Genomic DNA, 24,306 nt, shown 5'->3' on the forward strand with positions numbered 1-24,306 from the left:
GAAAACGGCGTATTGTGCGCTAATGTAAGGAGAAAACCAACTCCCAGGGCATATACCACAGGTTAGCGAGCACCATCAGCACCAGCGCGCACCAGGTCGCGCTCATGCCCGAGCGGCGCCAGCTGTAGAGCCGATGATGGAAACCGTAAGAGTGCATCAGCCGGCCGGCGATAAGCAAAATACCGCAAAGGTGCACCATCCAGTTCTGCGCGCCGTCCATCTCGACAAACAGCAGCAGGATAAGCCCGATGGGCAGGTACTCAACCGCATTACCGTGCACGCGGATAGCGACCTGTAGCTCGCTAAAGCCGCCGTCGCCGTATCCGACATGGTACTGCGTACGCAGGCGTACGACGTCAAAAGAAAACTTGATTAACAATAACGCACCCAGGACGGCATACAGCGCGCTAACCATACAAAAAACTCCCTTTCACTTTGTCAGATGGCTCCGATTATCATAGCAGGATATCAGAAAAGAGAGGTCTGCTGCGGAATTGACGGCGCCGCACCCACTTCTGGCAGCACGGTGCGTAAATCTTCCCACAGGGTGTCGACCAGCGCCGGCGCGTGGGCGATATCCGGCGTATGCAGGAACAGGTAGGGCGTGGTCGAGCGGCTCCACTTCGGCAGCGTCTGGAGCCAGACGCGAAACATCTCATGGTTCTGCGCCATATCGTCGCTGCCGATGAAGCGAACCAGCGGATGATGCGCGGTGACCACCGCGTGGACCGGAAGCTTCGGCTTTTTACGCTGCGCGTCGAGCGCGGCCGGGCTGCGGGCGGTAACGCTGTGCACCGGGCGGCTATCAAGGATCACGCGGTTAACGGCGCGCTGGTGCAGCCCGCGGTTGAGCTGCTGCTCGTCGTCACCTTTGGCAAAAAAGGACGGATGCCGTACCTCAACGCCGTAGGTGAAGCCGGCGGGCAGCGCGTCGAGAAACTGCCACAGGGCAGGGAGGTCGCGCGGGCCGAATGTCGCGGGCAGCTGCAGCCAGTACTGGCCGATACGCGTCTCCAGCGGCGCGAGGCGGGTAAAAAACTCGCGGCTTAGATCGCCGCAGTTACGCAGCGCCGCGTTGTGCGAAATGGTTGCCGGAAACTTAAAGCAGAAGCGAAAGTCGTCGTGGGTTTGCTCGAACCAGCGGGCCACTATCTCGGCTTTCGGCAACGCGTAGAGGGTCGTATTGCCCTCCACGCAGTTAAAGTGGCGAGCGTACTGTTCCAGACTGGTTATGCCAAGGCGCACCCATTTCGGATGCGACCATTGCGGGAGCCCAATGTAGATCATAGCGCGGCGAGAATGTCCTCAGTGCTGCGCACGCGGGCGATGCGCGGGAAAATATGCGTCATGCTGCCCTGGTGCTGCTCGGCGGAGGCCGCGCTGCAGGCGTCTTCGGCGATCAGCAGATTGAAGCCCAGCTCCCAGGCGTTGCGCGCGGTGGATTCAACGCCGATATTGGTTGAGATCCCGCACAGGATAATGGTGTCGATACCGCGGCGGCGCAACTGCAGTTCGAGATCGGTGCCGTAAAACGCGCCCCACTGACGTTTGGTGACTTCGATATCGCCATCCTGTTTGCCCAGCGCAAGCGGCCAGGTCCACCAGTTGTCCGGCAGCGCGTGCGCGCCCGTCTGCGCATCAACCGGCTGTTTCAGCGCTTCGCCGAAGTCGGCAGACCAGCCGACGCGAACCAAGATGACCGGCGAGCCCTGCTGACGGCATTTTTCCGCCAGACGAGCGGCGCGAGTGACCACCTCATCGGCGCGGTGTGGGCCTCCGGCGAACGGCAAAATGCCTTCCTGCAGGTCGATGACCACAAGCGCCGTTTTTTTCGCATTGAGTTCTGGCATAGTATCCCCGTATCTTCTGTAGTTTGGCCGTTACAATACCGTTGCCATTCCCGCTCCAGGGTAACAAATTTTGTTAATTTTTGTGAGCGTAGCCAATAAGCGCGCAGCAAAGCAACGTACAAACTGCGTCGGGCTTATCGCGCGGCAGAATTTCCAGTATAATAGCCGCCTTTTTTCATTCAGTTGTGACATTCAGCTAAAGCCGCAACTTCGTGGCCTGCAGAGCAGGCAACAATCCGCCAGTGGCTAAGTTAAGGGATATCTCATGCGTACAGAATATTGCGGGCAGCTGCGTCTGTCCCACGTGGGGCAGCAGGTGACTCTGTGTGGTTGGGTCAACCGCCGTCGTGATCTTGGTAGCCTTATCTTCATCGATATGCGCGACCGCGAAGGCATCGTACAGGTGTTTTTCGATCCGGAACGTGCGGATGCATTAAAGCTGGCCTCCGAACTGCGTAATGAGTTCTGTATCCAGGTGACGGGCACCGTGCGTGCGCGTGACGAAAAAAACGTCAACAGCGATATGGCCACCGGTGCCATCGAAGTGCTGGCTTCCGATCTGACCATCATCAACCGCTCAGAAGCGCTGCCGCTGGATTCCAACCACGTCAACACTGAAGAAGCGCGACTGAAATACCGCTATCTGGATCTGCGTCGTCCGGAAATGGCCCAGCGTCTGAAAACGCGGGCAAAAATCACCAGCCTGGTCCGTCGCTTTATGGACGAGCACGGCTTCCTCGATATCGAAACCCCGATGCTGACCAAAGCCACGCCGGAAGGCGCGCGCGACTATCTGGTTCCGAGCCGCGTTCATAAAGGCAAATTCTACGCGCTGCCGCAGTCTCCTCAGCTCTTCAAACAGCTGCTGATGATGTCCGGCTTCGATCGTTACTATCAGATCGTCAAATGCTTCCGTGATGAAGACCTGCGCGCCGACCGCCAGCCGGAATTCACCCAGATCGACGTGGAAACCTCCTTCATGACCGCGGCGCAGGTGCGCGAAGTGATGGAAGCGCTGGTGCACGAGCTGTGGCTGAACGTGAAGGGCGTGGATCTGGGCGAGTTCCCGATCATGACCTTTGCCGAGGCCGAGCGTCGCTACGGTTCCGATAAGCCGGACCTGCGCAACCCGCTGGAGCTGGTGGATATTGCTGACCTGGTGAAAGCGGTTGAATTTGCCGTCTTCTCCGGCCCGGCAAATGATGCCAAAGGTCGCGTTGCCGCCCTGCGCGTGCCTGGCGGCGCGGCGCTGACCCGTAAGCAAATCGATGAGTACGGCAAATTCGTGCAGATTTACGGCGCGAAAGGCCTGGCGTATATGAAAGTCAACGAGCGCGCAAAAGGCCTCGAAGGCATTAACAGCCCGGTGGCTAAATTCCTCAACGCGGAAATCGTTGAAGCTATTCTCGATCGCACCGCTGCGCAGGACGGCGATATGATTTTCTTCGGCGCCGATAATAAGAAAGTGGTTGCCGATGCTCTGGGCGCGCTGCGCCTGAAGCTGGGTAAAGACCTCAGCCTCACCGACGAAGCTAAATGGGCGCCGCTGTGGGTTATCGACTTCCCGATGTTTGAAGACGATGGCGAAGGCGGCCTGACCGCGATGCACCATCCGTTCACCTCCCCGCGCGATATGACCGCGGACGAGCTGAAAGCCGCTCCGGAAACGGCGATTGCTAACGCCTACGACATGGTCATTAACGGTTACGAAGTCGGCGGCGGCTCGGTGCGTATTCACAGCGGCGAAATGCAGCAGACCGTGTTCGGTATCCTCGGGATCAACGAGCGGGAGCAGCGTGAGAAATTTGGCTTCCTGCTGGATGCGTTGAAATACGGTACGCCGCCGCACGCGGGCCTGGCATTCGGTCTCGACCGTCTGACGATGCTGCTGACCGGCACCGATAACATACGTGACGTTATCGCTTTCCCGAAAACCACCGCCGCCGCCTGTCTGATGACCGAAGCACCGAGCTTCGCTAATCCGACTTCGCTGGGGGAATTAGGTATTCAGGTTGTGGCGAAAGAGACAAAAGAGTCTCTGGAGAATAAGTAAGATGTCATTCAAGCTCCCCGTTTCTGTTCTGGTGGTGATTTATGCCGAAGATACAAAGCGGGTGCTGATGTTGCAGCGGCGCGATGATGCCTCTTTCTGGCAGTCGGTAACCGGCAGCCTGGAAGAGGGGGAAACCGCGCTGCAAGCCGCCGCGCGCGAAGTAAAGGAAGAGGTCGTGATAGATGTTGCTGATGAGCATCTGGCCTTAATTGACTGTCAGCGTACGGTGGAGTTCGAGATTTTTTCTCATTTACGTCATCGCTATGCGCCGGGCGTTGAGCGCAATACGGAATTTTGGTTCCGCCTTGCGCTCCCTCATGAACGCCAGATTGTTTTTACCGAACATCTGGATTACCGCTGGGTTGATGCGACGGAAGCCGCCGCGTTGACCAAGTCGTGGAGTAACCGGCAGGCGATTGAAGAATTTGTAATTAACGCCAACTAATATTCCCCGCCTCCTGCTGGTCAGAAGGCTTCGGGAAAACGGCATTTTTGGAGAGTTTTTTATGGCAGGTCATAGTAAGTGGGCCAACACCAAACACCGCAAAGCGGCACAGGATGCCAAGCGCGGTAAGATCTTTACTAAAATTATTCGCGAACTGGTTACCGCCGCGCGTTTAGGCGGCGGCGATGCGGCTTCTAACCCGCGTCTGCGCGCAGCGATTGATAAAGCGCTGTCCAACAACATGACCCGCGATACCCTGAACCGCGCTATCGCTCGTGGCGTAGGCGGCGATGATGACGCGAACATGGAAACCATCATTTATGAAGGCTACGGCCCAGGCGGCACGGCGGTCATGGTTGAGTGCCTGAGCGACAACCGCAACCGTACCGTTGCCGAAGTGCGTCATGCCTTCAGCAAAACCGGCGGTAACCTCGGCACCGACGGCTCGGTGGCCTATCTGTTCAGCAAAAAAGGGGTGATCTCCTTCGAAGCTGGCGACGAAGACGTGATTATGGAAGCGGCTCTCGAAGCCGGTGCGGAAGACGTTGTGACCTACGACGACGGCGCGATTGACGTCTACACCGCGTGGGAAGAGATGGGCGCCGTACGCGACGCGCTGGAAGCGGCTGGCCTGAAAGCTGACGCGGCCGAAGTTTCGATGATCCCGTCGACAAAAGCCGATATGGATGCGGAAACCGCGCCGAAGCTGCTGCGCCTGATCGATATGCTGGAAGACTGCGACGACGTGCAGGAAGTTTATCATAACGGCGAGATCTCTGATGAGGTCGCCGCAACGCTGTGATGCCCGTAATCTTTCAGCCCACAGCGGCGTTGGCTCTCCTCGCTTACCCCGGTCACGTAGTGAATCTACGCTCCCGGGGATGCGCTGCGTGGCCGCCCGGCTGTGAACTGAAATATTTAGGGTCTCAGGGATTCGTTATTACCGGAGATGCGTGATGGCTATTATTCTCGGTATTGACCCGGGTTCGCGCATTACCGGCTATGGCGTTATCCGCCAGGTCGGGCGGCAGTTAAGCTATCTTGGCAGCGGATGCATTCGTACCAAGGTGGACGATCTGCCGTCGCGCCTGAAGCTGATCTACGCGGGCGTAACGGAAATCATCACCCAGTTCCAGCCGGACTATTTCGCCATTGAACAGGTGTTTATGGCGAAAAACGCCGACTCGGCGCTGAAGCTGGGGCAGGCGCGCGGGGTGGCTATCGTCGCGGCGACCAATCAGGATCTGCCGGTCTTTGAGTACGCCGCGAGGCAGGTCAAGCAAACCGTGGTCGGCATCGGCAGCGCGGAAAAAAGCCAGGTGCAGCATATGGTGCGCACTCTGCTGAAGCTGGCGGCTAACCCGCAGGCGGATGCGGCGGATGCGTTGGCCATTGCGATTACCCACTGCCACGTGAGTCAGAACGCGACGCAGATAGGCGATAGCCGGCTAAATCTGGCGCGCGGACGCTTGCGATAACCTCAAATCAGGCTGGATATTTATCCAGCCTTTTTTTATGATACCGGCAGATACTTTAGCCCTTAACGCAGGAGCAGCATGTGATAGGCAGACTCAGAGGCATCGTTCTCGAAAAACAACCCCCGCTGGTATTACTGGAAACGGGAGGCGTTGGCTATGAAGTGCATATGCCTATGACCTGCTTTTACGAACTGCCGGAAGTGGGCAAAGAGGCGGTCGTATTTACCCATTTTGTGGTTCGCGAAGACGCGCAGCTGCTGTTTGGTTTTAATAACAAACAGGAGCGTACGCTGTTCCGCGAGCTGGTTAAGACCAACGGCGTAGGGCCGAAGCTGGCGCTGGCGATCCTTTCCGGCATGTCGGCGCAGCAGTTTGTTAACGCCGTCGAGCGCGAAGAGGCCGCGGCGCTGGTTAAGCTTCCTGGAATTGGCAAGAAAACCGCCGATCGCCTGATCGTTGAAATGAAAGATCGTTTCAAAGGGCTGCACGGCGACCTGTTTACTCCGGCGGCGGATCTGGTGCTGACCTCGCCGGCCGGCCCGTCCGATGACGACGCCGAACAGGAAGCGGTTGCCGCCCTGGTGGCGCTGGGCTATAAACCTCAGGAGGCCAGCCGAATGGTGAGTAAAATCGCGCGTCCGGATGCCAACAGTGAAACGCTAATCCGCGAAGCGCTGCGCGCCGCGTTGTGAGGTAAGGGATGATTGAAGCAGACAGGCTGGTATCGGCAGACAGCACCGGGTTTGAAGAGACGGTCGATCGCGCAATCCGCCCTAAATTACTGGCAGAGTACGTGGGCCAGCCGCAGGTGCGGTCGCAAATGGAGATCTTTATCCAGGCGGCTAAGCTGCGCGGAGACGCGCTCGATCATCTGCTGATCTTTGGCCCTCCGGGGCTTGGGAAAACGACGCTGGCAAACATTGTCGCCAATGAGATGGGCGTCAACCTGCGTACCACCTCCGGGCCGGTGCTGGAGAAAGCGGGTGACCTGGCGGCAATGCTGACCAACCTTGAACCCCACGACGTGCTGTTTATCGATGAGATTCACCGCCTTTCGCCGGTGGTGGAAGAGGTGCTCTATCCGGCGATGGAGGACTATCAGCTGGATATCATGATTGGTGAAGGACCCGCGGCGCGCTCGATAAAAATCGACCTGCCGCCGTTCACCCTGATTGGCGCGACCACGCGAGCCGGTTCGTTAACCTCGCCGCTGCGCGACCGTTTCGGCATCGTCCAGCGGCTGGAGTTTTATCAGATTGCCGATCTGCAGCATATTGTGAGCCGCAGCGCCCGCTATATGGGGCTGGAGATGAGCGAAGAGGGCGCGCTGGAAGTGGCGCGTCGCGCGCGGGGCACCCCGCGTATAGCCAACCGCCTGCTGCGGCGGGTGCGCGACTTCGCGGAGGTGCGTCACGACGGCAGCATCTCCCTCGACATTGCCGCCCAGGCGCTGGATATGCTTAACGTTGATGCTGAAGGCTTTGACTATATGGACCGCAAGCTGCTGCTGGCGGTGATCGATAAATTCTTCGGTGGTCCGGTGGGGTTGGATAACCTGGCGGCGGCGATCGGCGAAGAGCGGGAAACCATTGAGGACGTGCTGGAGCCGTATCTGATTCAGCAGGGGTTCCTGCAGCGAACGCCGCGAGGGCGGATGGCAACGGTCCGCGCCTGGAACCACTTTGGCATCAAGCCGCCGGAAATGCCGTAGCCGTTCGCTCCAGCCGGTAGCCCTGCTAAGCAGCGCTACCGGAAGAAGAGTAATCAGGCGGCGGCTTTCTTCATCATGCTGAAGATAAACAGCACCGCAGCGCACAGCACCACCGACGGGCCGGCCGGCGTGTCGTACAGCGCCGAGAAGGTCAATCCTCCGGTGACAGCGATCGCCCCGATGCCAACGGCGATAGCCGCCATTTGTTCCGGCGTACGCGCAAAACGGCGCGCCGTGGCGGCAGGGATAATCAGCAGCGAGGTGATGATCAGCGCCCCGACAAACTTCATCGCCACGCCGATGGTCAGGGCAGTGACCAGCATCAGCAGCAGCTTCACCCGCTGCAGCTTCACGCCGTCAACGAACGCCAGATCCGGGCTGATCGTCATCGACAGCAGGTTGCGCCACTGCCAGAGCAAAATGGCCAGCACTATCGCCACCCCGATGGCAATCGAGATCAGGTCCGTCGGCGTCACCGCCAGCAGATCGCCAAACAGATAGGCCATCAGGTCGACGCGGACGTTCGACATCAGGCTGACCACCACCAGGCCCAGCGACAGCGCGCTGTGGGCCATAATCCCCAGTAGCGTATCGATGGCCAGGTGAGGGCGCTTCTCCAGCCATACCAGCCCGCCCGCCAGCAGCAGCGTGATCGCGATAACGGCATAGAAAGGATTGACGTTGAGCAGCAGGCCAAAAGCGACGCCGAGCAGCGAGGCGTGGGCGAGGGTATCGCCAAAATAGGACATCCGGCGCCAGACGACAAACGATCCCAGCGGGCCGGCGGCGCAGGCGAGCATCACCCCGGCCAGCCAGCCGGGTAACAGTAGTTCAATCATCAGCGGTCATTTCCCCGACGCAGTACAATCCGCCCCTGCAGGTCGTGGCGGTGATTATGATGGTGACGATAAATGCCCAGCTGTTCCGCGCCGCGCTGGCCGAACATCGAGATAAACTGCGGGTGCATTGAGACCACTTCCGGTGTGCCGGAGCAGCAGATATGCTGATTCAGGCACAGAACTTCATCCGTTTTCGCCATCACCAGGTGCAGGTCGTGGGAGACCATCAGCACAGAGCAGTTAAGCTCCTGTCGCAGCTGGTTTATCAGATCGTAAAGCGCCACCTGGCCGTTGACGTCGACGCCCTGCGTCGGCTCATCAAGCACCAGCAGCTGCGGCTGGTTTAACAGCGCGCGGGCGAGCAGCACGCGCTGCGTTTCGCCTCCGGAGAGTTTCTGCATCGGGGCATCGATAAGATGTCCGGCCTGGACACGCTTCAGCGCCGGCAGAATATCCTGCTTATGCGTATCCGGACGCAGGCGTAAAAAGCGGCTGACGGTGAGCGGCAGCGTGGCATCGAGGTGTAATTTTTGCGGGACATAGCCAATCCGCAGCTTTCCCTCTCGTTTGATAACGCCGTCAGTTGGTGCTACCAGCCCGAGAACGACCCGCACAAGCGTGGACTTACCGGCGCCGTTTGGGCCGAGTAGGGTCAAAATTTTGCCTGGCTTAAGCGTTAGCGAAATGTCAGACAGCACGCGTCGCTGGCCGAAGGCCACCGAGACGTTTTCCAAAGTTACAAGATTTGTCATGTCAAATTAAGGGTTGCACAAGCTAGTGAATGTTATAATATCACATCTTTCTCATTCATTACGATGATTAGACGCATTATGTTACATAAAAATACGCTTCTTTGCGCTGGACTTAGCGCCGTTTTTTTGTTCACCCATGCCTCCGCGGCGAATGCCGCCGTGGTTACCTCAATGAAACCTCTTGGCTTTATCGCTTCCGCTATCGCTGACGGGGTCACGGACACTCAGGTTCTGCTGCCCGATGGCGCATCCGAGCACGACTATTCGCTGCGTCCATCGGATGTAAAACGCTTACAGAACGCAGACTTAGTGGTGTGGATTGGCCCGGAGATGGAAGCCTTTATGGATAAGTCAACGCAAAGCATTGCGCCAAACAAAAAGGTGACAATCGCCCAGCTTGACGGCGTGAAACCGCTGCTCATGAAAGGCGCGGATGACGACGATGACCATCACGACCACGACCATGCTGCAGGCGGAAAAAGTGACGACGATCACCATCACGGCATATACAACATGCATCTGTGGTTATCCCCAGAGATAGCGCGGCTTTCGGCGGTTGCAATCCACGATAAATTATTGGAACTTATGCCGCAGAGTCGAGCCAAACTTGACGCTAACCTGAAGGAGTTTGAGGCAAAATTAGCCTCGACCGATAAACAGGTGAGTCACGAGCTGGCACCGCTGCAAGGGAAAGGGTATTTCGTTTTTCATGATGCCTACGGCTACTTTGAAAAACACTACGGTCTGACATCGCTTGGTCATTTCACCGTCAACCCTGAAATTCAGCCTGGTGCCCAGCGTTTACACGAAATCAGAACACAGCTGGTTGAGCAGAAAGCGACCTGCGTTTTTGCTGAGCCACAGTTCAGGCCTGCCGTCATAGAAGCTGTTGCCAGGGGCACCTCCGTGCGCATGGGGACCCTGGATCCGTTGGGTATTGGAATTAAGCTGGGTAAAGACAGTTACCCTCAGTTCCTCAACCAGCTGGCGAACCAGTATTCGAGCTGCCTGAAAGGAGATTAACGAGGAAGTGAATACGTGCAACAGATAGCCCGCGCTGTCACTCAGGCATTTAACAATTTGCCACGACCTCACCGCGTTATGCTGGGGTCGTTGAGCGTTCTAACCTTAGCGGTCGCCGTCTGGCGACCGTACATCTACCACCATGAATCAGCCCCTATCGTCAGAACGATTGAGCTGGAAAAAAGCGAAATCCGTTCCCTGCTGCCGGAAGCCTCTGAACCTATCGATCAGGCCGCGCAGGAGGAAGAAGCTATCCCTCAGGACGAGCTGGACGATAAGGCGGACGGCGATTCAGGCGGCCATGAGTACGTCGTATCAACCGGCGATACCCTCAGCAGCATCCTCAATCAGTACGGTATCGAAATGGGCGATATCTCCCTTTTATCGACCGCTGATAAAGAGCTGCGCAACCTCAAGATTGGTCAACAGCTGTCATGGACCCTGACGGCGGATGGCGATCTGCAAAGCCTGACCTGGGAAATGTCCCGTCGCGAAACCCGAACCTATAATCGCGTGGGCAACGGCTTCAAGATGAGCAGCGAGCTGCAGGAAGGGGACTGGGTCAACAATGTGCTGAAGGGCACCGTTGGCGGCAGCTTCGTCTCCAGCGCGCGTAACGCGGGCCTTACCAGCACCGAGGTCAGCGCGGTTATTAAGGCCATGCAGTGGCAGATGGACTTCCGCAAGCTGAAAAAAGGCGATGAATTCTCGGTGCTGATGTCACGAGAAATGCTTAACGGCAAGCGGGAACAGAGCCAGCTGCTGGGCGTGCGTTTACGTTCAGATGGCAAGGATTACTACGCGATCCGTGCCGAAGACGGCAAGTTCTACGATCGTAACGGTACCGGCCTGGCGAAGGGCTTTATGCGTTTCCCAACCGCGCGTCAGTTCCGCGTGTCGTCAAACTTTAACCCGCGCCGCCTCAATCCGGTGACCGGGCGCGTTGCGCCACACCGCGGCGTAGACTTCGCGATGCCGCAGGGTACGCCGGTTCTTTCCGTCGGCGACGGCGAGGTGGTGGTGGCCAAACGCAGCGGCGCGGCGGGGTACTATGTTGCAGTGCGTCATGGGCGTACCTACACCACCCGCTATATGCACCTGCGTAAGCTGCTGGTGAAACCTGGACAGAAGGTGAAACGCGGTGACCGTATTGCCCTGTCGGGAAATACCGGCCGTTCTACCGGGCCGCATCTGCACTATGAAGTGTGGATTAACCAGCAGGCGGTAAACCCGCTGACGGCGAAACTGCCGCGTACGGAAGGGCTGAGCGGTTCCGATCGCACGGATTATCTGGCGCAGGTGAAAGAAGTGATGCCGCAGCTGCGATTCGACTAACGCGCTGTTAATAAAAGCCGGTGCCAGCGCGCGCCGGCTTTTTCTTTTGTACCTTCCCCTACGTGTCGCTAAACTATAGCCTTGAGTATCTCCTTATCTTTATTCAGCACCATTTTTGCGGATCGGGCATGGAAACGAAAAAAAATAATATTGAGTTTATTCCAAAATTTGAGAAATCCTTTTTACTCCCGCGCTACTGGGGCGCGTGGCTGGGCGTTGTTGCCTTTGCGGGGATTGCGCTGACGCCCCCGTCGTTCCGCGATCCGATTCTCGGCAAGCTGGGGCGTTTTGTCGGCAGGCTGGCCAAAAGCTCGCGCCGCCGCGCACAGATAAACCTGCTGTACTGTTTCCCGGAAAAGAGCGAGCAGGAGCGCGAAGCGATTATTGATGAGATGTACGCCTCTGCGCCTCAGGCGATGGTCATGATGGCAGAGCTGGGCCTGCGCGATCCGCAGCGCATTCTTTCCCGCGTCGACTGGCAGGGGAAAGAGATCATCGACGAGATGCAGCGTAATAACGAAAAGGTGATCTTCCTGGTACCGCACGCCTGGGGCGTGGATATCCCGGCCATGCTGATGGCCTCCGGCGGACAAAAAATGGCTGCGATGTTCCATAATCAGGGTAATCCGGTATTTGATTACGTGTGGAATACCGTCCGTCGTCGGTTTGGCGGGCGCATGCACGCGCGGAATGATGGCATCAAGCCGTTTATCCAGTCGGTGCGTCAGGGCTACTGGGGCTACTACCTGCCCGATCAGGATCACGGCGCGGAGCATAGCGAGTTCGTCGATTTCTTCGCCACCTATAAAGCTACGCTGCCGGCGATTGGCCGCCTGATGAAGGTGTGTCGGGCGAGGGTGGTGCCGCTGTTCCCGGTCTATGATGGCAAAACCCACCGTCTGACGGTGCTGGTACGCCCGCCGATGGACGACCTGCTGGAGGCTGACGATAATACTATTGCCCGGCGGATGAACGAAGAGGTGGAGATTTTCGTCAAGCCGCATACCGAACAGTACACCTGGATCCTCAAGCTGCTGAAGACCCGCAAACCCGGTGAAATCGAACCCTATAAGCGCAAAGAGCTCTTTCCTAAGAGGAAATAGCGCCCGCGCACGCTCAGGGTACCGATCGTTTAGCCACTGCACGCCGAGGCGTCAGTGGCTAAATTGTTTGAGTAATGAGTCATGTTCCACAATCAGCCGATAGCGATACTCCGGCCTCCCCGTGGCGCCGTAGTGATTGCTGGTGCGTAAAATATTTATCTGCGCCAGCCACAGCAGATACTTGCGGCAGGAGACCCGGGAAATATCCAGCTGCGCCGCCAGCTCATTCGTTGAAAACTCAGCTTCAGGATGCGCGCCTATCCAGCGACATACCGTGCGCAGCGTTTGGGCGGTCAATCCTTTTGGCAAGCGGCGGCTCTCCGCGCGCTGCTGCGAAGCGTGGTTGAGCAGGCCGTCAATGTCAGACTGCTCGTAACAGGGCCTGGCGTGGCGCAGGCTACGCTTGTGGCTCCAGGCGATTAGCGCTTCTTCAAAGCGGGAGAACTGGAAGGGCTTGATTAAATAATCCACCACCCCGTAGCGCATCGCGCTCTGGACGGTAAGCGCATCGGCGGCGGAGGTGATCATGATGACGTCAATATCGTGCGCCGCCCGGCGCAGCGTTGGCAGCAGGTCCAGCCCGTTTTCCTTATGCATATAAACATCGAGCAGTATCAGGTCGATACCCTGCGGCCGTTCGCTGATGATCCGCTGCGCTTCGCCGAGCGTCGGAGCGATGCCGCAGCAGAAAAAGCCGGCAAGCCGGCTGAGAAACAGGCGGTTTAGCTCAGCGACCATCGGATCGTCATCGATAATAAGGACATTTATCACGCAGGCCTCCTTTTAAGGCCGGGAGGCCATTTGCCTCCCGGGCAGCACATGACCAACCGGACCCGTTTATCAGAACGATGAGCGTTTGTAGGCGGTGTAGCGCGCCTGCCAGTAGGTCTGTTCGATGCGCTCGATCAGTCGATCTTCACTTAGCTGCGGCGCAACGCCCTCCTGCTGAGCGACCTTGACGATCGCCAGGGCAATAGCGCGCGATATCGTTTCGATCTCCCCTACCGGAGGCAGCAACCCGCCGCTTTCCGCCGTAGCCAGCGGGGAGTGAGCGGCCAGGGTTCGGCTTGCGGCGGTGAGCATTTTTTCCGTTATCCGCTCAACCTTGCCGGCCAGCACGCCCAGTCCGAGGCCGGGGAATATATAGGCGTTATTGCATTGGGCGATATCGTAGGTTTTGCCTGCGTAAACCACCGGCGCAAAGGGGCTGCCGGTGGCGACCAGCGCCGCCCCTTGGGTCCAGGCGATCAGGTCCGCAGGCTGGGCCTCGGCGCGAGAGGTTGGGTTCGAGAGCGGCATGATAATCGGGCGGGCGCAGTGCCGGTGCATCTCTTTGACAATCTCTTCGCTGAACAGACCGGGCTGCCCTGAGACGCCGATCATTACCGTCGGATGCGCGTGGCGGACAACGTCGAGCAGCGAGATGGGGCCGCTGCCGACCTCCCAGTGCGCAATGCTGTGCCGGGAGGTGATCAGCTTTTGCTGGAAATCGAGCAGGTCAGGGATGGCGTCCGTCAGCAGGCCGCAGCGGTCGACCATAAACACCCGGCCGCGGGCCTCGTGCTCAGACAGTCCGTCATCGACCATCAGCGCCACGATCTTTTCCGCAATACCGCAGCCTGCGGAGCCGCTGCCTAAGAAGACCACGCGCTGATCGCATAAGCGGCTGCCGGCCGCCTGAGCGGCGGCGATTATGGTACCCGTCGTAACGGCGGCGGTGCCCTGGATATCATCGTTGAAGCAGCAGAGCCGATCGCGATAGCGCTGCAGGAGACGGGTGGCGTTCTTTTGGGCAAAATCTTCGAATTGCAGCAGAACGTCAGGCCAGCGGCGCTTCACCGCCTCAATAAACATATCCATAAACTCAAGGTAGCTATCGTCGTCGATCCGCGGATGACGCCAGCCCATATAGAGCGGATTATCGAGCAGCTGCGCATTGTTGGTGCCAACGTCGAGCATGATCGGCAGGGTAGAGGCCGGATGAATCCCGCCGCAGGCGGTGTAGAGCGAGAGTTTGCCAATCGGGATCCCCATTCCGCCAACGCCCTGGTCGCCGAGGCCGAGAATGCGCTCGCCGTCGGTGACCACGATGACCCGGATGTCGTTGCGCGAGAAGCTGTGCAGCATTTCATCAATTTGGTGGCGGTCCGGCCAGGAGATAAATAAGCCCCTGGCGCGACGATAAATTTCCGAAAAGTGTTCGCAGGCCTCGCCGACCGTCGGCGTATAGACGATAGGCAGGGTTTCGGTCATATGCGTGCGCAGGACGTTGTAAAATAACGTCTCGTTCGTATCCTGAATATTGCGCAGATAGACGTGGCGAGAGATATCGCGTTTAAACTGGCAAAACTGTTCCCAGGCTCTTGCCGTTTGCTCCTCAATCGTCTCCACCTTCTGCGGCAGAAAACCGTGCAGGCCAAAGGCGTCGCGTTCGCCGTCGGTGAATGCCAGCCCTTTATTAAGTAACGGGTTTTCCAGTAATACGGAGCCGTTATAGGGAGTGTAAATAGTGTCCTGGTTTAACATGGGTTACTCCTGAATATATATTTTGCAAAACGGTGGTCAATATTGATAGCCAATTAATAGGGTGGTGCCGCCGGGCATAATTTATGAAATCAAATAGATCATTATGCCTTCCGTCACCACGCCGATAGCGGTGCCAATTAAAATAGATGAGGATGCCGATTCAATATATGTATCGCTGCGCAGGGCAAACATTCCTGCGGCAATAGCGGATGGTGTCGCGCCGATAATAATAACCTGCTGCATTAAGCTATGGCTCAAGCCCAGCGCCAGTCCGGCGGCGGCCATCATTCCCGGTTGGATTAGATTTTTAATTCCAATGTTGGTGCATACCTGGCGATTAAATGCCGGACGCTCGCCATAAAATAGCAGTCCGAGGGCAAACAGGGAGAGACCGCCGGCAATTTTACCGACCATTTCTATCGGAGCGCTCAGGAGGTGCGGCAGCTTTATTCCGGCAAGACTTAACAGGACGCCTAATATCGGGATCCAGACAATCGGGTTTCTGACCGCCTTCATCAGATTTTGCCATATCAGCATCGCGGGGTTGAGCCCGGCTCCCTGAGTGTCGGCGTTTTTATCGCCGAGACGAATGAGGATAATCGTCAGTGGAATCATAAATACGCTGGTGATGAGATTGCCGATCAGGACGCCAAGAAATCCTTCCGGCCCGATAAGGACCGCCAGCACCGGCGCGCCAAAATAGGCCATGTCGGGAAACGAGCAGACCAGAGACTGGATCGCGCTGGTCTTGATATCGTGGCGAAAAACGTAGCGTGAAAGAAGCAGGGTCAGAAAATAAGAGCCCATCAGGCCAATAACCAGCACGGCCATAAAAGTGAAGTTTTTAATTTTATCCGGGTTGGTGTTTAGGGCACCAATAAAGAGATGAAAAGGTAACGCGAAGCGAATAACCACGGTAGCTAAAACCGTAGCATCTTCACGACGGGTATAGCCGAGCTTGCCGCTGATCCAGCCGAGCAGCATGATAAACACCAGCGGGAACAGTGATTGTAATAATAATGAAGGCATAGGATGTCCTGATAAAGTATGGTCTGCGACTACTGTTTTTTTAATCTAACAATCCCTCGTGCGGTGCAGGGTGATAGAAATCACAGTCTGTTTTCTTTAAATACTTTTACAGCGAGGACTTTACTTACAAATATAGCCGGGAGGTAACCCGATGTTTTCATTGAGGGTGGTTAAAAATAGTCGCATCGATAAATTTAATTACAAAATGCCGACTTAAATTACTTAAAGTTGAGATTCAAGGTCAATCACAAAAGCATCATTAGAAATGGCGCATGGCTTTTTTATGTTCGATGGCTGTGCTACTTTTTTTCAGGTTCAATGTGCTCGATGTACTATTTTATTCTCGATTTTATTCTGGTTGAATAACATTGTTGTTATTTATGCCCCTACATAGCTATTTATAAAAAGTCAGGTGAAAGATGGAAAATAATTCACTAAATCATCCTATTGAAAATTCACTGCCCAACCGGCCCGCGCTCAGAATGCTGGGGAATGCGGAAGTGGGGTCCGTCCCCCTGGTGCTGTTTGTCGGTATCGCGATCGTAGTGGCTATTGCCGCCTACGCCAGCGTACTGCCAAAAAATATGATCGGCGGCCTGGCGGTGATTATGACCCTGGGCTTTGCGTTTGCCAAAATTGGCCGCATGGTCCCGGTACTGAAAGATATCGGTGGCCCGGCGATACTGTGCCTGATGGTGCCTTCGGCGCTGGTATACTTTGAAATGTTTGCCCCGCATACGCTGGCGACGGTGCATTTGCTGATGAAAGAAGCCAATCTGCTTTATTTCGTTATTGCCTGTCTGGTGGTGGGCAGCATCCTGGGGATGAATCGGGTTATCCTGATTCAGGGGATGGTCAGAATGTTTGTCCCGCTGGTTGTCGGGACCTTTGCCGCCATCCTCACCGGCCTGCTGGTGGGCACGCTGTTTGGCTACAGCCTGTACCATACCTTCTTCTTTATTATCGTCCCGATCATCGGGGGAGGGATCGGCGAGGGCATTCTACCGCTTTCGCTGGCCTATTCAGCGATCCTTGGGCAAACCCCCGACGTCTACGTTGCGCAGCTGGCCCCGGCGGCGGTCGTCGGCAATATCTTTGCGATTATCTGCGCCGGGGTGCTGGCGAGAATTGGCGTTCGTCGCCCCTCGCTTTCCGGAGACGGGATGCTGATCCGCAGCCATGAAGATAACAGCGTCTTCACGCAAACTCAGGGCCCGCAGCAGACGGACTTTCAGCTGATGGGCGGTGGGCTGCTGATGATTTGCGCCTTTTTCATCGTCGGCGGGCTGTTGGAGAAAGTGGTGCATATTCCCGGTCCGGTACTGATGATCCTCGCCGCCGTCATTTGTAAATACACCAAAGCGATCCCGGCGGCGATGGAGGTCGGTGCCTACAGCTGCTACAAATTTGTCTCCGCGGCGCTGGTATGGCCGCTGATGATCGGGCTTGGGATGCTGTACGTGCCGCTGGAAAGCGTGGTGGCGGTATTCTCCGTCGGCTATGTCGTGGTGTGCGGGTCGATTGTTATCGCTATGGCCCTGAGCGGGTTCTTTATTGCTTCACGACTCAATATGTACCCTGTGGAAGCGGCGATCGTCACCAGCTGCCATAGCGGCCTCGGCGGTACCGGAGACGTTGCGATTCTGTCCGCCTCCAACCGCATGTCGCTGATGCCGTTTGCGCAGATTGCGACCCGTATCGGCGGGGCGTCGACGGTGATTGCCGCCACGCTGCTGATGAACTGGGTGGTGTGATGTTCTTGCCGGCGAGCGCCAGCCGCAGAGCCGGGATAAAAAAATACCTGCCGATTTTACGTCGGCAGGTAGGTGGTACGCGGGGTCCGTTGCGCGATGGCTTATTCGACGGTCAGGATACGCGTGGTGTTGGTGCTACCGATGGTGCTCATGACGTCGCCCTGGGTGACGATAACGAGGTCGCCGGAGACCAGATAGCCTTTATCACGCAGCAGGTTTACCGCATCGTGAGCGGCGGCAACGCCATCGTTGGTGCTGTCAAAATAAACCGGCGTCACGCCGCGGTACAGCGCAGTCAGGTTGAGGGTGCGCTCATGGCGAGAGAGGGCAAAAATCGGCAGGCCAGAGCTGATGCGCGAGGTCATCAGCGCGGTGCGGCCGGATTCGGTCATGGTGATGATAGCGGTTACACCTTTCAGGTGGTTCGCGGCATACATCGCTGACATGGCAATCGCTTCTTCCACGTTGTCGAACTGGATGTCCAGACGGTGTTTGGAAACGTTGAGGCTCGGGATTTTTTCCGCGCCGAGGCAGACGCGAGCCATGGCGGCAACGGTTTCAGACGGATACTGACCGGCTGCGGTTTCAGCCGAAAGCATCACCGCATCGGTGCCGTCCAGCACGGCGTTAGCCACGTCCATCACTTCCGCACGAGTCGGCATCGGGTTGGTGATCATCGACTCCATCATCTGGGTGGCGGTGATGACCGAACGGTTCAGCTGACGGGCGCGGCGGATCAGGGCCTTCTGAATACCGACCAGCTCCGGATCGCCGATCTCGACGCCCAGATCGCCACGGGCAACCATCACGACGTCGGAGGCGAGAATAACGTCGTCCATCGCGTCCTGATCGCAAACGGCTTCCGCGCGTTCCACTTTCGCTACGATCTTCGCGTCGCAGCCCGCTTCACGCGCCAGGCGGCGAGCGTAGTTCAGATCTTCCCCGCAGCGCGGGAAGGAGACGGCCAGATAATCGACGCCAATTTTTGCCGCAGTAAGGATATCGGCTTTGTCTTTTTCGGTCAGCGCTTCGGCGGAGAGGCCGCCGCCAAGCTTGTTGATGCCTTTATTGTTGGACAGCGGTCCGCCGACGGTGACTTCGGTGAACACCTTCATGCCCTGAACTTCCAGCACTTTCAGCTGAACGCGGCCATCATCAAGCAGCAGGATATCGCCAGGCACCACGTCCGCAGGCAGACCCTTATAGTCAATACCGACTTTTTCTTTATCGCCTTCGCCTTTGCTCAGCTCTGCGTCCAGCAGGAATTTATCGCCGATATTGAGGAAAATTTTGCCTTCTTTGAAGGTCGAAACGCGAATTTTAGGCCCCTGCAAATCGCCGAGGATGGCCACGTGGCGGCCCAGTTTGGCCGCGATCACGCGAACTTTATCCGCGCGAATTTGATGATCTTCCGGGGTACCGTGAGAGAAGTTCATACGTACGACGTTAGCGCCAGCAGCGATAACCTTTTCAAGGTTGTTATCGCGGTCGGTTGCCGGGCCTAAGGTGGTAACGATTTTGGTTCTGCGAAGCCTTCTGGACATGTAATACTCCGTTGACTAAAACAACTTTGGTGTTGCGTGAACATGGAATCGGTCGTTCCGGCCGGTAAAGTTGCTATGCTGAAACGTAACCGAAGTGTAATGGGTTAACTACTTATTATCAGGTTTTATGGGTTGTCGCTGTGTACGGGAAGTTCTTTATCAAAACGCGATTCTTTCAACGCTTCCTTGACCCTCTTCAAGTTATCTCTGAATTTTGCGCCGCGGCGCAGGGTAAAGCCGGTAGCCAGCACGTCGATGAGGGTCAGCTGGGCGAGGCGCGAGACCATCGGCATATAAATATCGGTATCTTCGGGAACATCAAGCGTAATGGACAGCGTCGCCTCGCGAGCCAGCGGCGTACCCGCAGAGGTAATCGCGATAACCATGGCATCGTTTTCACGGGCCAGCTGCGCCAGCTCCACCTGACTTTTCGTTCTGCCGGTGTGAGAGATTATCACCACCACGTCATCATCATTGCAGTTCATACAGCTCATGCGTTGCAGGACAATGTCATCGGAGTAGATAACCGGCACGTTGAAGCGAAAAAATTTATTCATCGCGTCATGGGCAACGGCGGCCGAGGAGCCGAGGCCGAAGAAGGCGATTTTTTTCGCCTGGGTTAAAAGATCGACGGCCCGATTAACCGCGGACATATCGAGAGAATGGTGGACCTGATCTAAACTGGCCATCGCGGACTCGAAAATTTTTCCGGTATAAGACTCTACGCTGTCGTCTTCATCGACATTGCGGTTAACATAGAGGGTGCCGTGCGCCAGACTTTGCGCCAGATGCAGTTTAAAATCAGGGAAGCCGCGGGTTTCAAGACTCCGGCAAAAGCGATTGACGGTGGGTTCGCTGACGCCGGCTTCCAGGGCGAGCGCGGCAATGCTTGAGTGGATGGCCTGCGCGGGTTCCGCAAGAATGACCTCGGCCACTTTGCGTTCGGATTTGCTAAGGTGTTCCAGCCGGGACTGAATTTTTTCCAGCATATTCATGGTAACAAGGCGCTCATCAATGGAAGCGATTTCATTAATGGGTGAAATCATCAGGCGTTTTAGCAAGAATATACCCCTCCGCAATCATTAGCGGGGAAGAATGACCTAAAAAAATGTTGTTTTTTTTCATTACATGATCAGAGTCGTATTTTACTAACTGATAATCGGTCGGAACAACGAACAATATTAGCCGTCTGCCCAAATTGTCGCCTGAAGTTTTCTCCTTGTGCGGTTTAGCGCCTGGAAAGGGGGGCCGAGGCTTTCGGGAAAATCGTAAACACAGTACAGTGCAGTGTAAGAAAATTACAAATTATAGCCTGGCATAAGCACCAGACTATCAACTGAGGAGAATGACATGGCGGTAACGCAAACGGCCCAGGCATGCGATCTGGTCATTTTCGGCGCGAAGGGTGACCTGGCGCGTCGTAAATTGTTGCCTTCCCTGTATCAGCTTGAGAAGGCTGGCCAGATCAACCCGGATACCCGCATTATCGGGGTCGGACGTGCTGACTGGGATAAAGATGCTTACACCAAGGTAGTTCGTGAAGCGCTTGAAACCTTCATGAAGGAAAAGATTGATGAAGGGCTGTGGGATACCCTGAGCGGGCGCCTGGAGTTCTGTAACCTTGATGTTAACGACACCAAAGCTTTTACCCGTCTGGGCAAAATGCTCGACCAGAAAAACCGCGTCACCATCAACTATTTTGCCATGCCGCCTAGCACCTTCGGCGCCATCTGCAAAGGCCTTGGCGAAGCGAAGCTGAATGCGAAGCCGGCGCGCGTGGTGATGGAAAAACCGCTGGGAACCTCTCTTGACACCTCGCGCGAGATTAACGACCAGGTCGGCGAGTTCTTTGAAGAGTGCCAGGTTTATCGTATTGACCACTACCTTGGTAAAGAAACGGTTCTCAACCTGCTGGCGCTGCGCTTTGCCAACTCCCTGTTCGTCAACAACTGGGACTGCCGCACCATCGACCATGTGGAGATCACCGTAGCGGAAGAGGTGGGTATTGAGGGGCGCTGGGGCTACTTCGATCAGGCCGGACAGATGCGCGACATGATCCAGAACCATCTGCTGCAGATTCTGTGCATGATCGCCATGTCTCCACCGTCGGATCTCAGCGCCGATAGCATCCGCGATGAGAAAGTTAAGGTCCTGAAGTCGCTGCGTCGTATCGATCGCGCCAACGTGCGTGAAAAAACGGTACGCGGCCAGTACACCGCAGGCTTTGCGCAAGGCAAAAAAGTGCCGGGCTACCTTGAAGAAGAGGGGGCTAACAAATCCAGCAATACCGAAACCTTCGTGGCGATCCGCGTGGATATCGACAACTGGCGCTGGGCCGGCGTGCCGTTCTACCTGCGTACCGGTAAACGTCTGCCGACCAAATGCTCTGAAGTCGTGGTGTACTTCAAGACGCCGGAGCTGAACCTGTTCAAAGAGAACTGGCAGGAGCTGCCGCAGAACAAGCTGACTATCCGCCTGCAGCCGGATGAAGGCGTCGATATCCAGGTGCTTAACAAAGTGCCGGGTCTTGACCATAAGCACAACCTGCAGATCACCAAGCTGGATCTGAGCTACTCGGAAACCTTCAATCAAACGCACCTCGCCGACGCCTACGAGCGCCTGCTGCTGGAAACCATGCGCGGGATCCAGGCGCTGTTCGTGCGCCGCGATGAGGTGGAAGAGGCGTGGAAGTGGGTTGACTCCATTACCGAAGCCTGGGCCGCCGACCGTGATGCGCCGAAGCCTTATCAGGCGGGTACCTGGGGACCGGTTGCCTCCGTGGCGATGATCACCCGCGACGGTCGTTCATGGAACGAATTCGAGTAAGCGTTCGTTATCCGGAGGAGTTATTTTACCGGTAACATGATCTGGCGCAGAAAGCCGCATAATTTTTAATCTTTTAAGCTCCGGGAGGATTCACCCCCGGAGCTTTTTTTATTACACTGCGGGCAGACATTTTGCCTCTGAGCTGCAGTGTTGGTGCCTTTTAACTCTTTTGACATCGTAAAAATGCCGCGGCCGGACAGATAAATTTTTAGGAGCCTTTATGAATTCGACAATGTTACGGGTAACAAATCGCATTATCGAACGGTCGCGCGACGCCCGTACTGCCTACCTCGCACGGATTAATCAAGCCAAAACGGATACCGTCCATCGCGCCCAGCTGGCGTGCGGTAACCTGGCCCACGGTTTTGCTGCCTGTCAGTCGGATGATAAAGCCTCGCTGAAAAGCATGCTGCGTAACAACATTGCCATCATCACCTCCTATAACGACATGCTGTCCGCGCATCAGCCCTACGAGTCCTATCCGGATATCATCCGCAGGGCGCTGCATTCGGTGAATGCGGTTGGTCAGGTTGCCGGCGGCGTGCCGGCGATGTGCGATGGGGTAACCCAGGGGCAGGACGGAATGGAGCTGTCCCTGCTGAGCCGCGAAGTGATTGCCATGTCTACTGCTATCGGCCTGTCGCACAATATGTTCGACGGCGCGCTGTATCTTGGCGTCTGCGACAAAATTGTCCCCGGCCTGACGATGGCCGCGCTCTCCTTTGGCCATCTGCCGTCCGTCTTCATTCCGTCTGGCCCGATGGCCAGCGGCCTGGCGAATAAAGAGAAAGTGCGTATTCGCCAGCTGTACGCCGAAGGTAAGGTCGACCGAATGGCGCTGCTGGAGTCGGAAGCCGCCTCTTACCACGCGCCGGGCACCTGTACGTTCTACGGTACGGCTAACACCAATCAGATGGTGGTGGAGTTTATGGGCATGCAGCTCCCGGGCTCCTCGTTCGTGCATCCGGATGCCGAGCTGCGCGCAGCGCTGACCGTCGCCGCCGCGCGCCAGGTTACCCGTATGACCGGCAACGGCAACGAGTGGATGCCGCTGGGCAAAATGTTTGATGAGAAAGTGGTGGTTAACGGCATCGTGGCGCTGCTGGCGACCGGCGGCTCAACTAACCATACGATGCACCTGGTGGCAATGGCGCGCGCCGCGGGCATCATCATTAACTGGGATGATTTTTCCGATCTCTCGGACGTGGTGCCGCTGCTGGCGCGCCTCTATCCGAACGGTCCGGCGGATATCAACCACTTCCAGGCGGCAGGCGGCGTGCCGGTGCTGATCCGCGAACTGCTGAAAGGCGGGCTGCTGCACGAAGATGTTAATACCGTGGCCGGCTTTGGGCTTTCGCATTACACCATGGAGCCGTGGTTGAACAACGGCGAGCTGGACTGGCGTGAAGGGGCAAGCGCGCCGCTCGACGACCAGGTCATCGCGACGTTCGACAAGCCGTTCTCTCGTCACGGCGGCACCAAAGTACTGAGCGGCAACCTTGGCCGTGCGGTCATGAAAACCTCGGCGGTGCCGGTGGAAAATCAGGTTATCGAAGCGCCGGCGGTTATTTTTGAAAGCCAGCACGACGTACTGCCCGCTTTCGAAGCCGGGATGCTGGACAAAGATTGCGTCGTCGTGGTTCGTCATCAGGGACCAAAAGCGAACGGCATGCCAGAATTACATAAACTTATGCCGCCACTTGGTGTATTATTGGACCGCCGTTTCAAAATAGCGCTAGTCACCGATGGTCGACTCTCTGGCGCATCGGGCAAAGTCCCGTCAGCCATCCACGTCACGCCTGAAGCCTACGACGGCGGGCTGCTGGCGAAAGTCCGTGATGGCGATATCATCCGCGTCAACGGCCAGACCGGCGAGCTGACGCTGCTGGTGGACGATGCTGAACTGGCCGCGCGGCAGCCGCATATTCCTGACCTGAGCGGTTCGCGAGTCGGGACCGGTCGTGAAATGTTCTCTGCGCTGCGTGAGAAACTCTCCGGAGCCGAACAGGGCGCAACCTGCATCACTTTTTAAGACCAT

At 56.7% G+C, this 24,306-nt stretch carries 21 protein-coding genes and 2 pseudogenes; 13 read left to right on the forward strand and 10 right to left on the reverse strand.

Translation table 11 applies throughout. From position 1 onward, the window contains the following. Positions 1-19 precede the first annotated feature (19 nt). From GO007_RS16255 to GO007_RS16265, 3 genes are read right to left on the reverse strand one after another with little or no spacing between them, the layout of a single operon-like run. The gene (locus GO007_RS16255) at positions 20-415 is read right to left on the reverse strand and encodes an MAPEG family protein (protein WP_045859239.1); all 396 of its coding nucleotides are present in this window, start codon (positions 413-415) and stop codon (positions 20-22) included. A gap of 53 nt (positions 416-468) precedes the next feature. Further along, positions 469-1,287 carry a DUF72 domain-containing protein gene (locus tag GO007_RS16260; RefSeq protein ID WP_095101660.1) on the reverse strand — a complete coding sequence of 273 codons (819 nt, stop codon included), beginning with the start codon at positions 1,285-1,287 and terminating at the stop codon, positions 469-471. Then, a complete protein-coding gene (locus GO007_RS16265) occupies positions 1,284-1,850 on the reverse strand; it encodes a hydrolase (RefSeq protein ID WP_095101662.1) in 567 nt (188 codons plus the stop codon). The genes GO007_RS16260 and GO007_RS16265 overlap by 4 nt, the downstream gene beginning before the upstream one ends. 265 nt (positions 1,851-2,115) lie before the next feature. Between GO007_RS16265 and aspS the strand changes: the two genes are divergently transcribed. The 6 genes from aspS to ruvB all read left to right on the forward strand — a co-directional run bounded on the left by aspS (position 2,116) and on the right by ruvB (position 7,537). Then, complete coding sequence (gene aspS, locus GO007_RS16270) at positions 2,116-3,903, forward strand: aspartate--tRNA ligase (protein ID WP_095101664.1); 1,788 nt, start codon at positions 2,116-2,118, stop codon at positions 3,901-3,903. A gap of 1 nt (position 3,904) precedes the next feature. Continuing rightward, the gene (nudB, locus tag GO007_RS16275; RefSeq protein ID WP_095101666.1) at positions 3,905-4,348 is read left to right on the forward strand and encodes a dihydroneopterin triphosphate diphosphatase; all 444 of its coding nucleotides are present in this window, start codon (positions 3,905-3,907) and stop codon (positions 4,346-4,348) included. A gap of 61 nt (positions 4,349-4,409) precedes the next feature. After that, positions 4,410-5,150 carry a YebC/PmpR family DNA-binding transcriptional regulator gene (locus GO007_RS16280; RefSeq protein ID WP_095101668.1) on the forward strand — a complete coding sequence of 247 codons (741 nt, stop codon included), beginning with the start codon at positions 4,410-4,412 and terminating at the stop codon, positions 5,148-5,150. 154 nt (positions 5,151-5,304) lie between these two features. Next, positions 5,305-5,826, forward strand: a complete 522-nt coding sequence (gene ruvC / locus GO007_RS16285; protein ID WP_041146240.1) for a crossover junction endodeoxyribonuclease RuvC — start codon at positions 5,305-5,307, stop codon at positions 5,824-5,826. 80 nt (positions 5,827-5,906) lie between these two features. Beyond that, a complete protein-coding gene (gene ruvA, locus GO007_RS16290; protein ID WP_095101670.1) occupies positions 5,907-6,518 on the forward strand; it encodes a Holliday junction branch migration protein RuvA in 612 nt (203 codons plus the stop codon). Between the two features lie 8 nt (positions 6,519-6,526). Further along, the gene (gene ruvB / locus GO007_RS16295; protein WP_095101672.1) at positions 6,527-7,537 is read left to right on the forward strand and encodes a Holliday junction branch migration DNA helicase RuvB; all 1,011 of its coding nucleotides are present in this window, start codon (positions 6,527-6,529) and stop codon (positions 7,535-7,537) included. Between the two features lie 53 nt (positions 7,538-7,590). On the opposite strand, the gene znuB is transcribed toward ruvB, so the two are convergent. Both znuB and znuC read right to left on the reverse strand, forming a co-directional pair. Continuing rightward, a complete protein-coding gene (gene znuB, locus GO007_RS16300; RefSeq protein WP_095101674.1) occupies positions 7,591-8,376 on the reverse strand; it encodes a zinc ABC transporter permease subunit ZnuB in 786 nt (261 codons plus the stop codon). Then, positions 8,376-9,128 carry a zinc ABC transporter ATP-binding protein ZnuC gene (znuC, locus tag GO007_RS16305; protein WP_095101676.1) on the reverse strand — a complete coding sequence of 251 codons (753 nt, stop codon included), beginning with the start codon at positions 9,126-9,128 and terminating at the stop codon, positions 8,376-8,378. The genes znuB and znuC overlap by 1 nt, the downstream gene beginning before the upstream one ends. A 78-nt stretch (positions 9,129-9,206) precedes the next feature. Here znuC and znuA point away from each other — a divergent pair, with 78 nt between their 5' ends. From znuA to lpxM, 3 genes are all read left to right on the forward strand, one after another. Next, on the forward strand, positions 9,207-10,151 hold the full coding sequence (gene znuA / locus GO007_RS16310; RefSeq protein ID WP_095101678.1) for a zinc ABC transporter substrate-binding protein ZnuA: 945 nt from the start codon (positions 9,207-9,209) through the stop codon (positions 10,149-10,151). A gap of 15 nt (positions 10,152-10,166) precedes the next feature. Next, on the forward strand, positions 10,167-11,486 hold the full coding sequence (gene mepM / locus GO007_RS16315; RefSeq protein ID WP_095101680.1) for a murein DD-endopeptidase MepM: 1,320 nt from the start codon (positions 10,167-10,169) through the stop codon (positions 11,484-11,486). Positions 11,487-11,614: 128 nt separating this feature from the next. After that, positions 11,615-12,589: a lauroyl-Kdo(2)-lipid IV(A) myristoyltransferase gene (gene lpxM / locus GO007_RS16320; RefSeq protein WP_095101682.1), complete on the forward strand. Its 975-nt coding sequence runs from the start codon at positions 11,615-11,617 to the stop codon at positions 12,587-12,589. A 51-nt stretch (positions 12,590-12,640) separates the two neighbouring features. Here the strand turns inward: lpxM and dcuR are convergent, their stop codons facing one another. From dcuR to GO007_RS16335, 3 genes are all read right to left on the reverse strand, one after another. Continuing rightward, the gene (gene dcuR, locus GO007_RS16325) at positions 12,641-13,360 is read right to left on the reverse strand and encodes a two-component system response regulator DcuR (protein ID WP_095101684.1); all 720 of its coding nucleotides are present in this window, start codon (positions 13,358-13,360) and stop codon (positions 12,641-12,643) included. Positions 13,361-13,429: 69 nt separating this feature from the next. Beyond that, positions 13,430-15,115 carry an NAD-dependent malic enzyme gene (locus tag GO007_RS16330; RefSeq protein ID WP_095101686.1) on the reverse strand — a complete coding sequence of 562 codons (1,686 nt, stop codon included), beginning with the start codon at positions 15,113-15,115 and terminating at the stop codon, positions 13,430-13,432. Positions 15,116-15,196: 81 nt separating this feature from the next. Continuing rightward, positions 15,197-16,144, reverse strand: a complete 948-nt coding sequence (locus tag GO007_RS16335; protein ID WP_095101688.1) for an AEC family transporter — start codon at positions 16,142-16,144, stop codon at positions 15,197-15,199. Positions 16,145-16,563: 419 nt separating this feature from the next. Here GO007_RS16335 and GO007_RS16340 point away from each other — a divergent pair, with 419 nt between their 5' ends. Continuing rightward, entirely contained in the window at positions 16,564-17,898 is a 1,335-nt protein-coding gene (locus GO007_RS16340) for a 2-hydroxycarboxylate transporter family protein (RefSeq protein WP_095101690.1), read from the forward strand. Between the two features lie 101 nt (positions 17,899-17,999). Here GO007_RS16340 and pyk read toward each other — a convergent pair whose 3' ends face one another. Then, entirely contained in the window at positions 18,000-19,442 is a 1,443-nt protein-coding gene (gene pyk, locus GO007_RS16345; RefSeq protein WP_095101692.1) for a pyruvate kinase, read from the reverse strand. A gap of 125 nt (positions 19,443-19,567) precedes the next feature. Continuing rightward, positions 19,568-20,472, reverse strand: a pseudogene (locus GO007_RS16350) (MurR/RpiR family transcriptional regulator). Positions 20,473-20,631: 159 nt separating this feature from the next. Between GO007_RS16350 and GO007_RS28970 the strand changes: the two are divergent. The 3 genes and pseudogenes from GO007_RS28970 (at position 20,632) to edd (ending at position 24,300) form a co-directional block, all read left to right on the forward strand. After that, positions 20,632-20,782: pseudogene (locus tag GO007_RS28970) on the forward strand (formate--tetrahydrofolate ligase). A 10-nt stretch (positions 20,783-20,792) separates the two neighbouring features. Next, complete coding sequence (gene zwf / locus GO007_RS16355) at positions 20,793-22,268, forward strand: glucose-6-phosphate dehydrogenase (protein WP_095101694.1); 1,476 nt, start codon at positions 20,793-20,795, stop codon at positions 22,266-22,268. 220 nt (positions 22,269-22,488) lie between these two features. Next, positions 22,489-24,300, forward strand: coding sequence for a phosphogluconate dehydratase (gene edd / locus GO007_RS16360; RefSeq protein ID WP_095101696.1), 1,812 nt, complete (start codon positions 22,489-22,491; stop codon positions 24,298-24,300). Positions 24,301-24,306: the final 6 nt, after the last annotated feature.

Origin of the sequence: Klebsiella sp. 10-1, assembly GCF_009758445.1 — a bacterium.
Lineage (GTDB): Bacteria > Pseudomonadota > Gammaproteobacteria > Enterobacterales > Enterobacteriaceae > Klebsiella > Klebsiella scottii.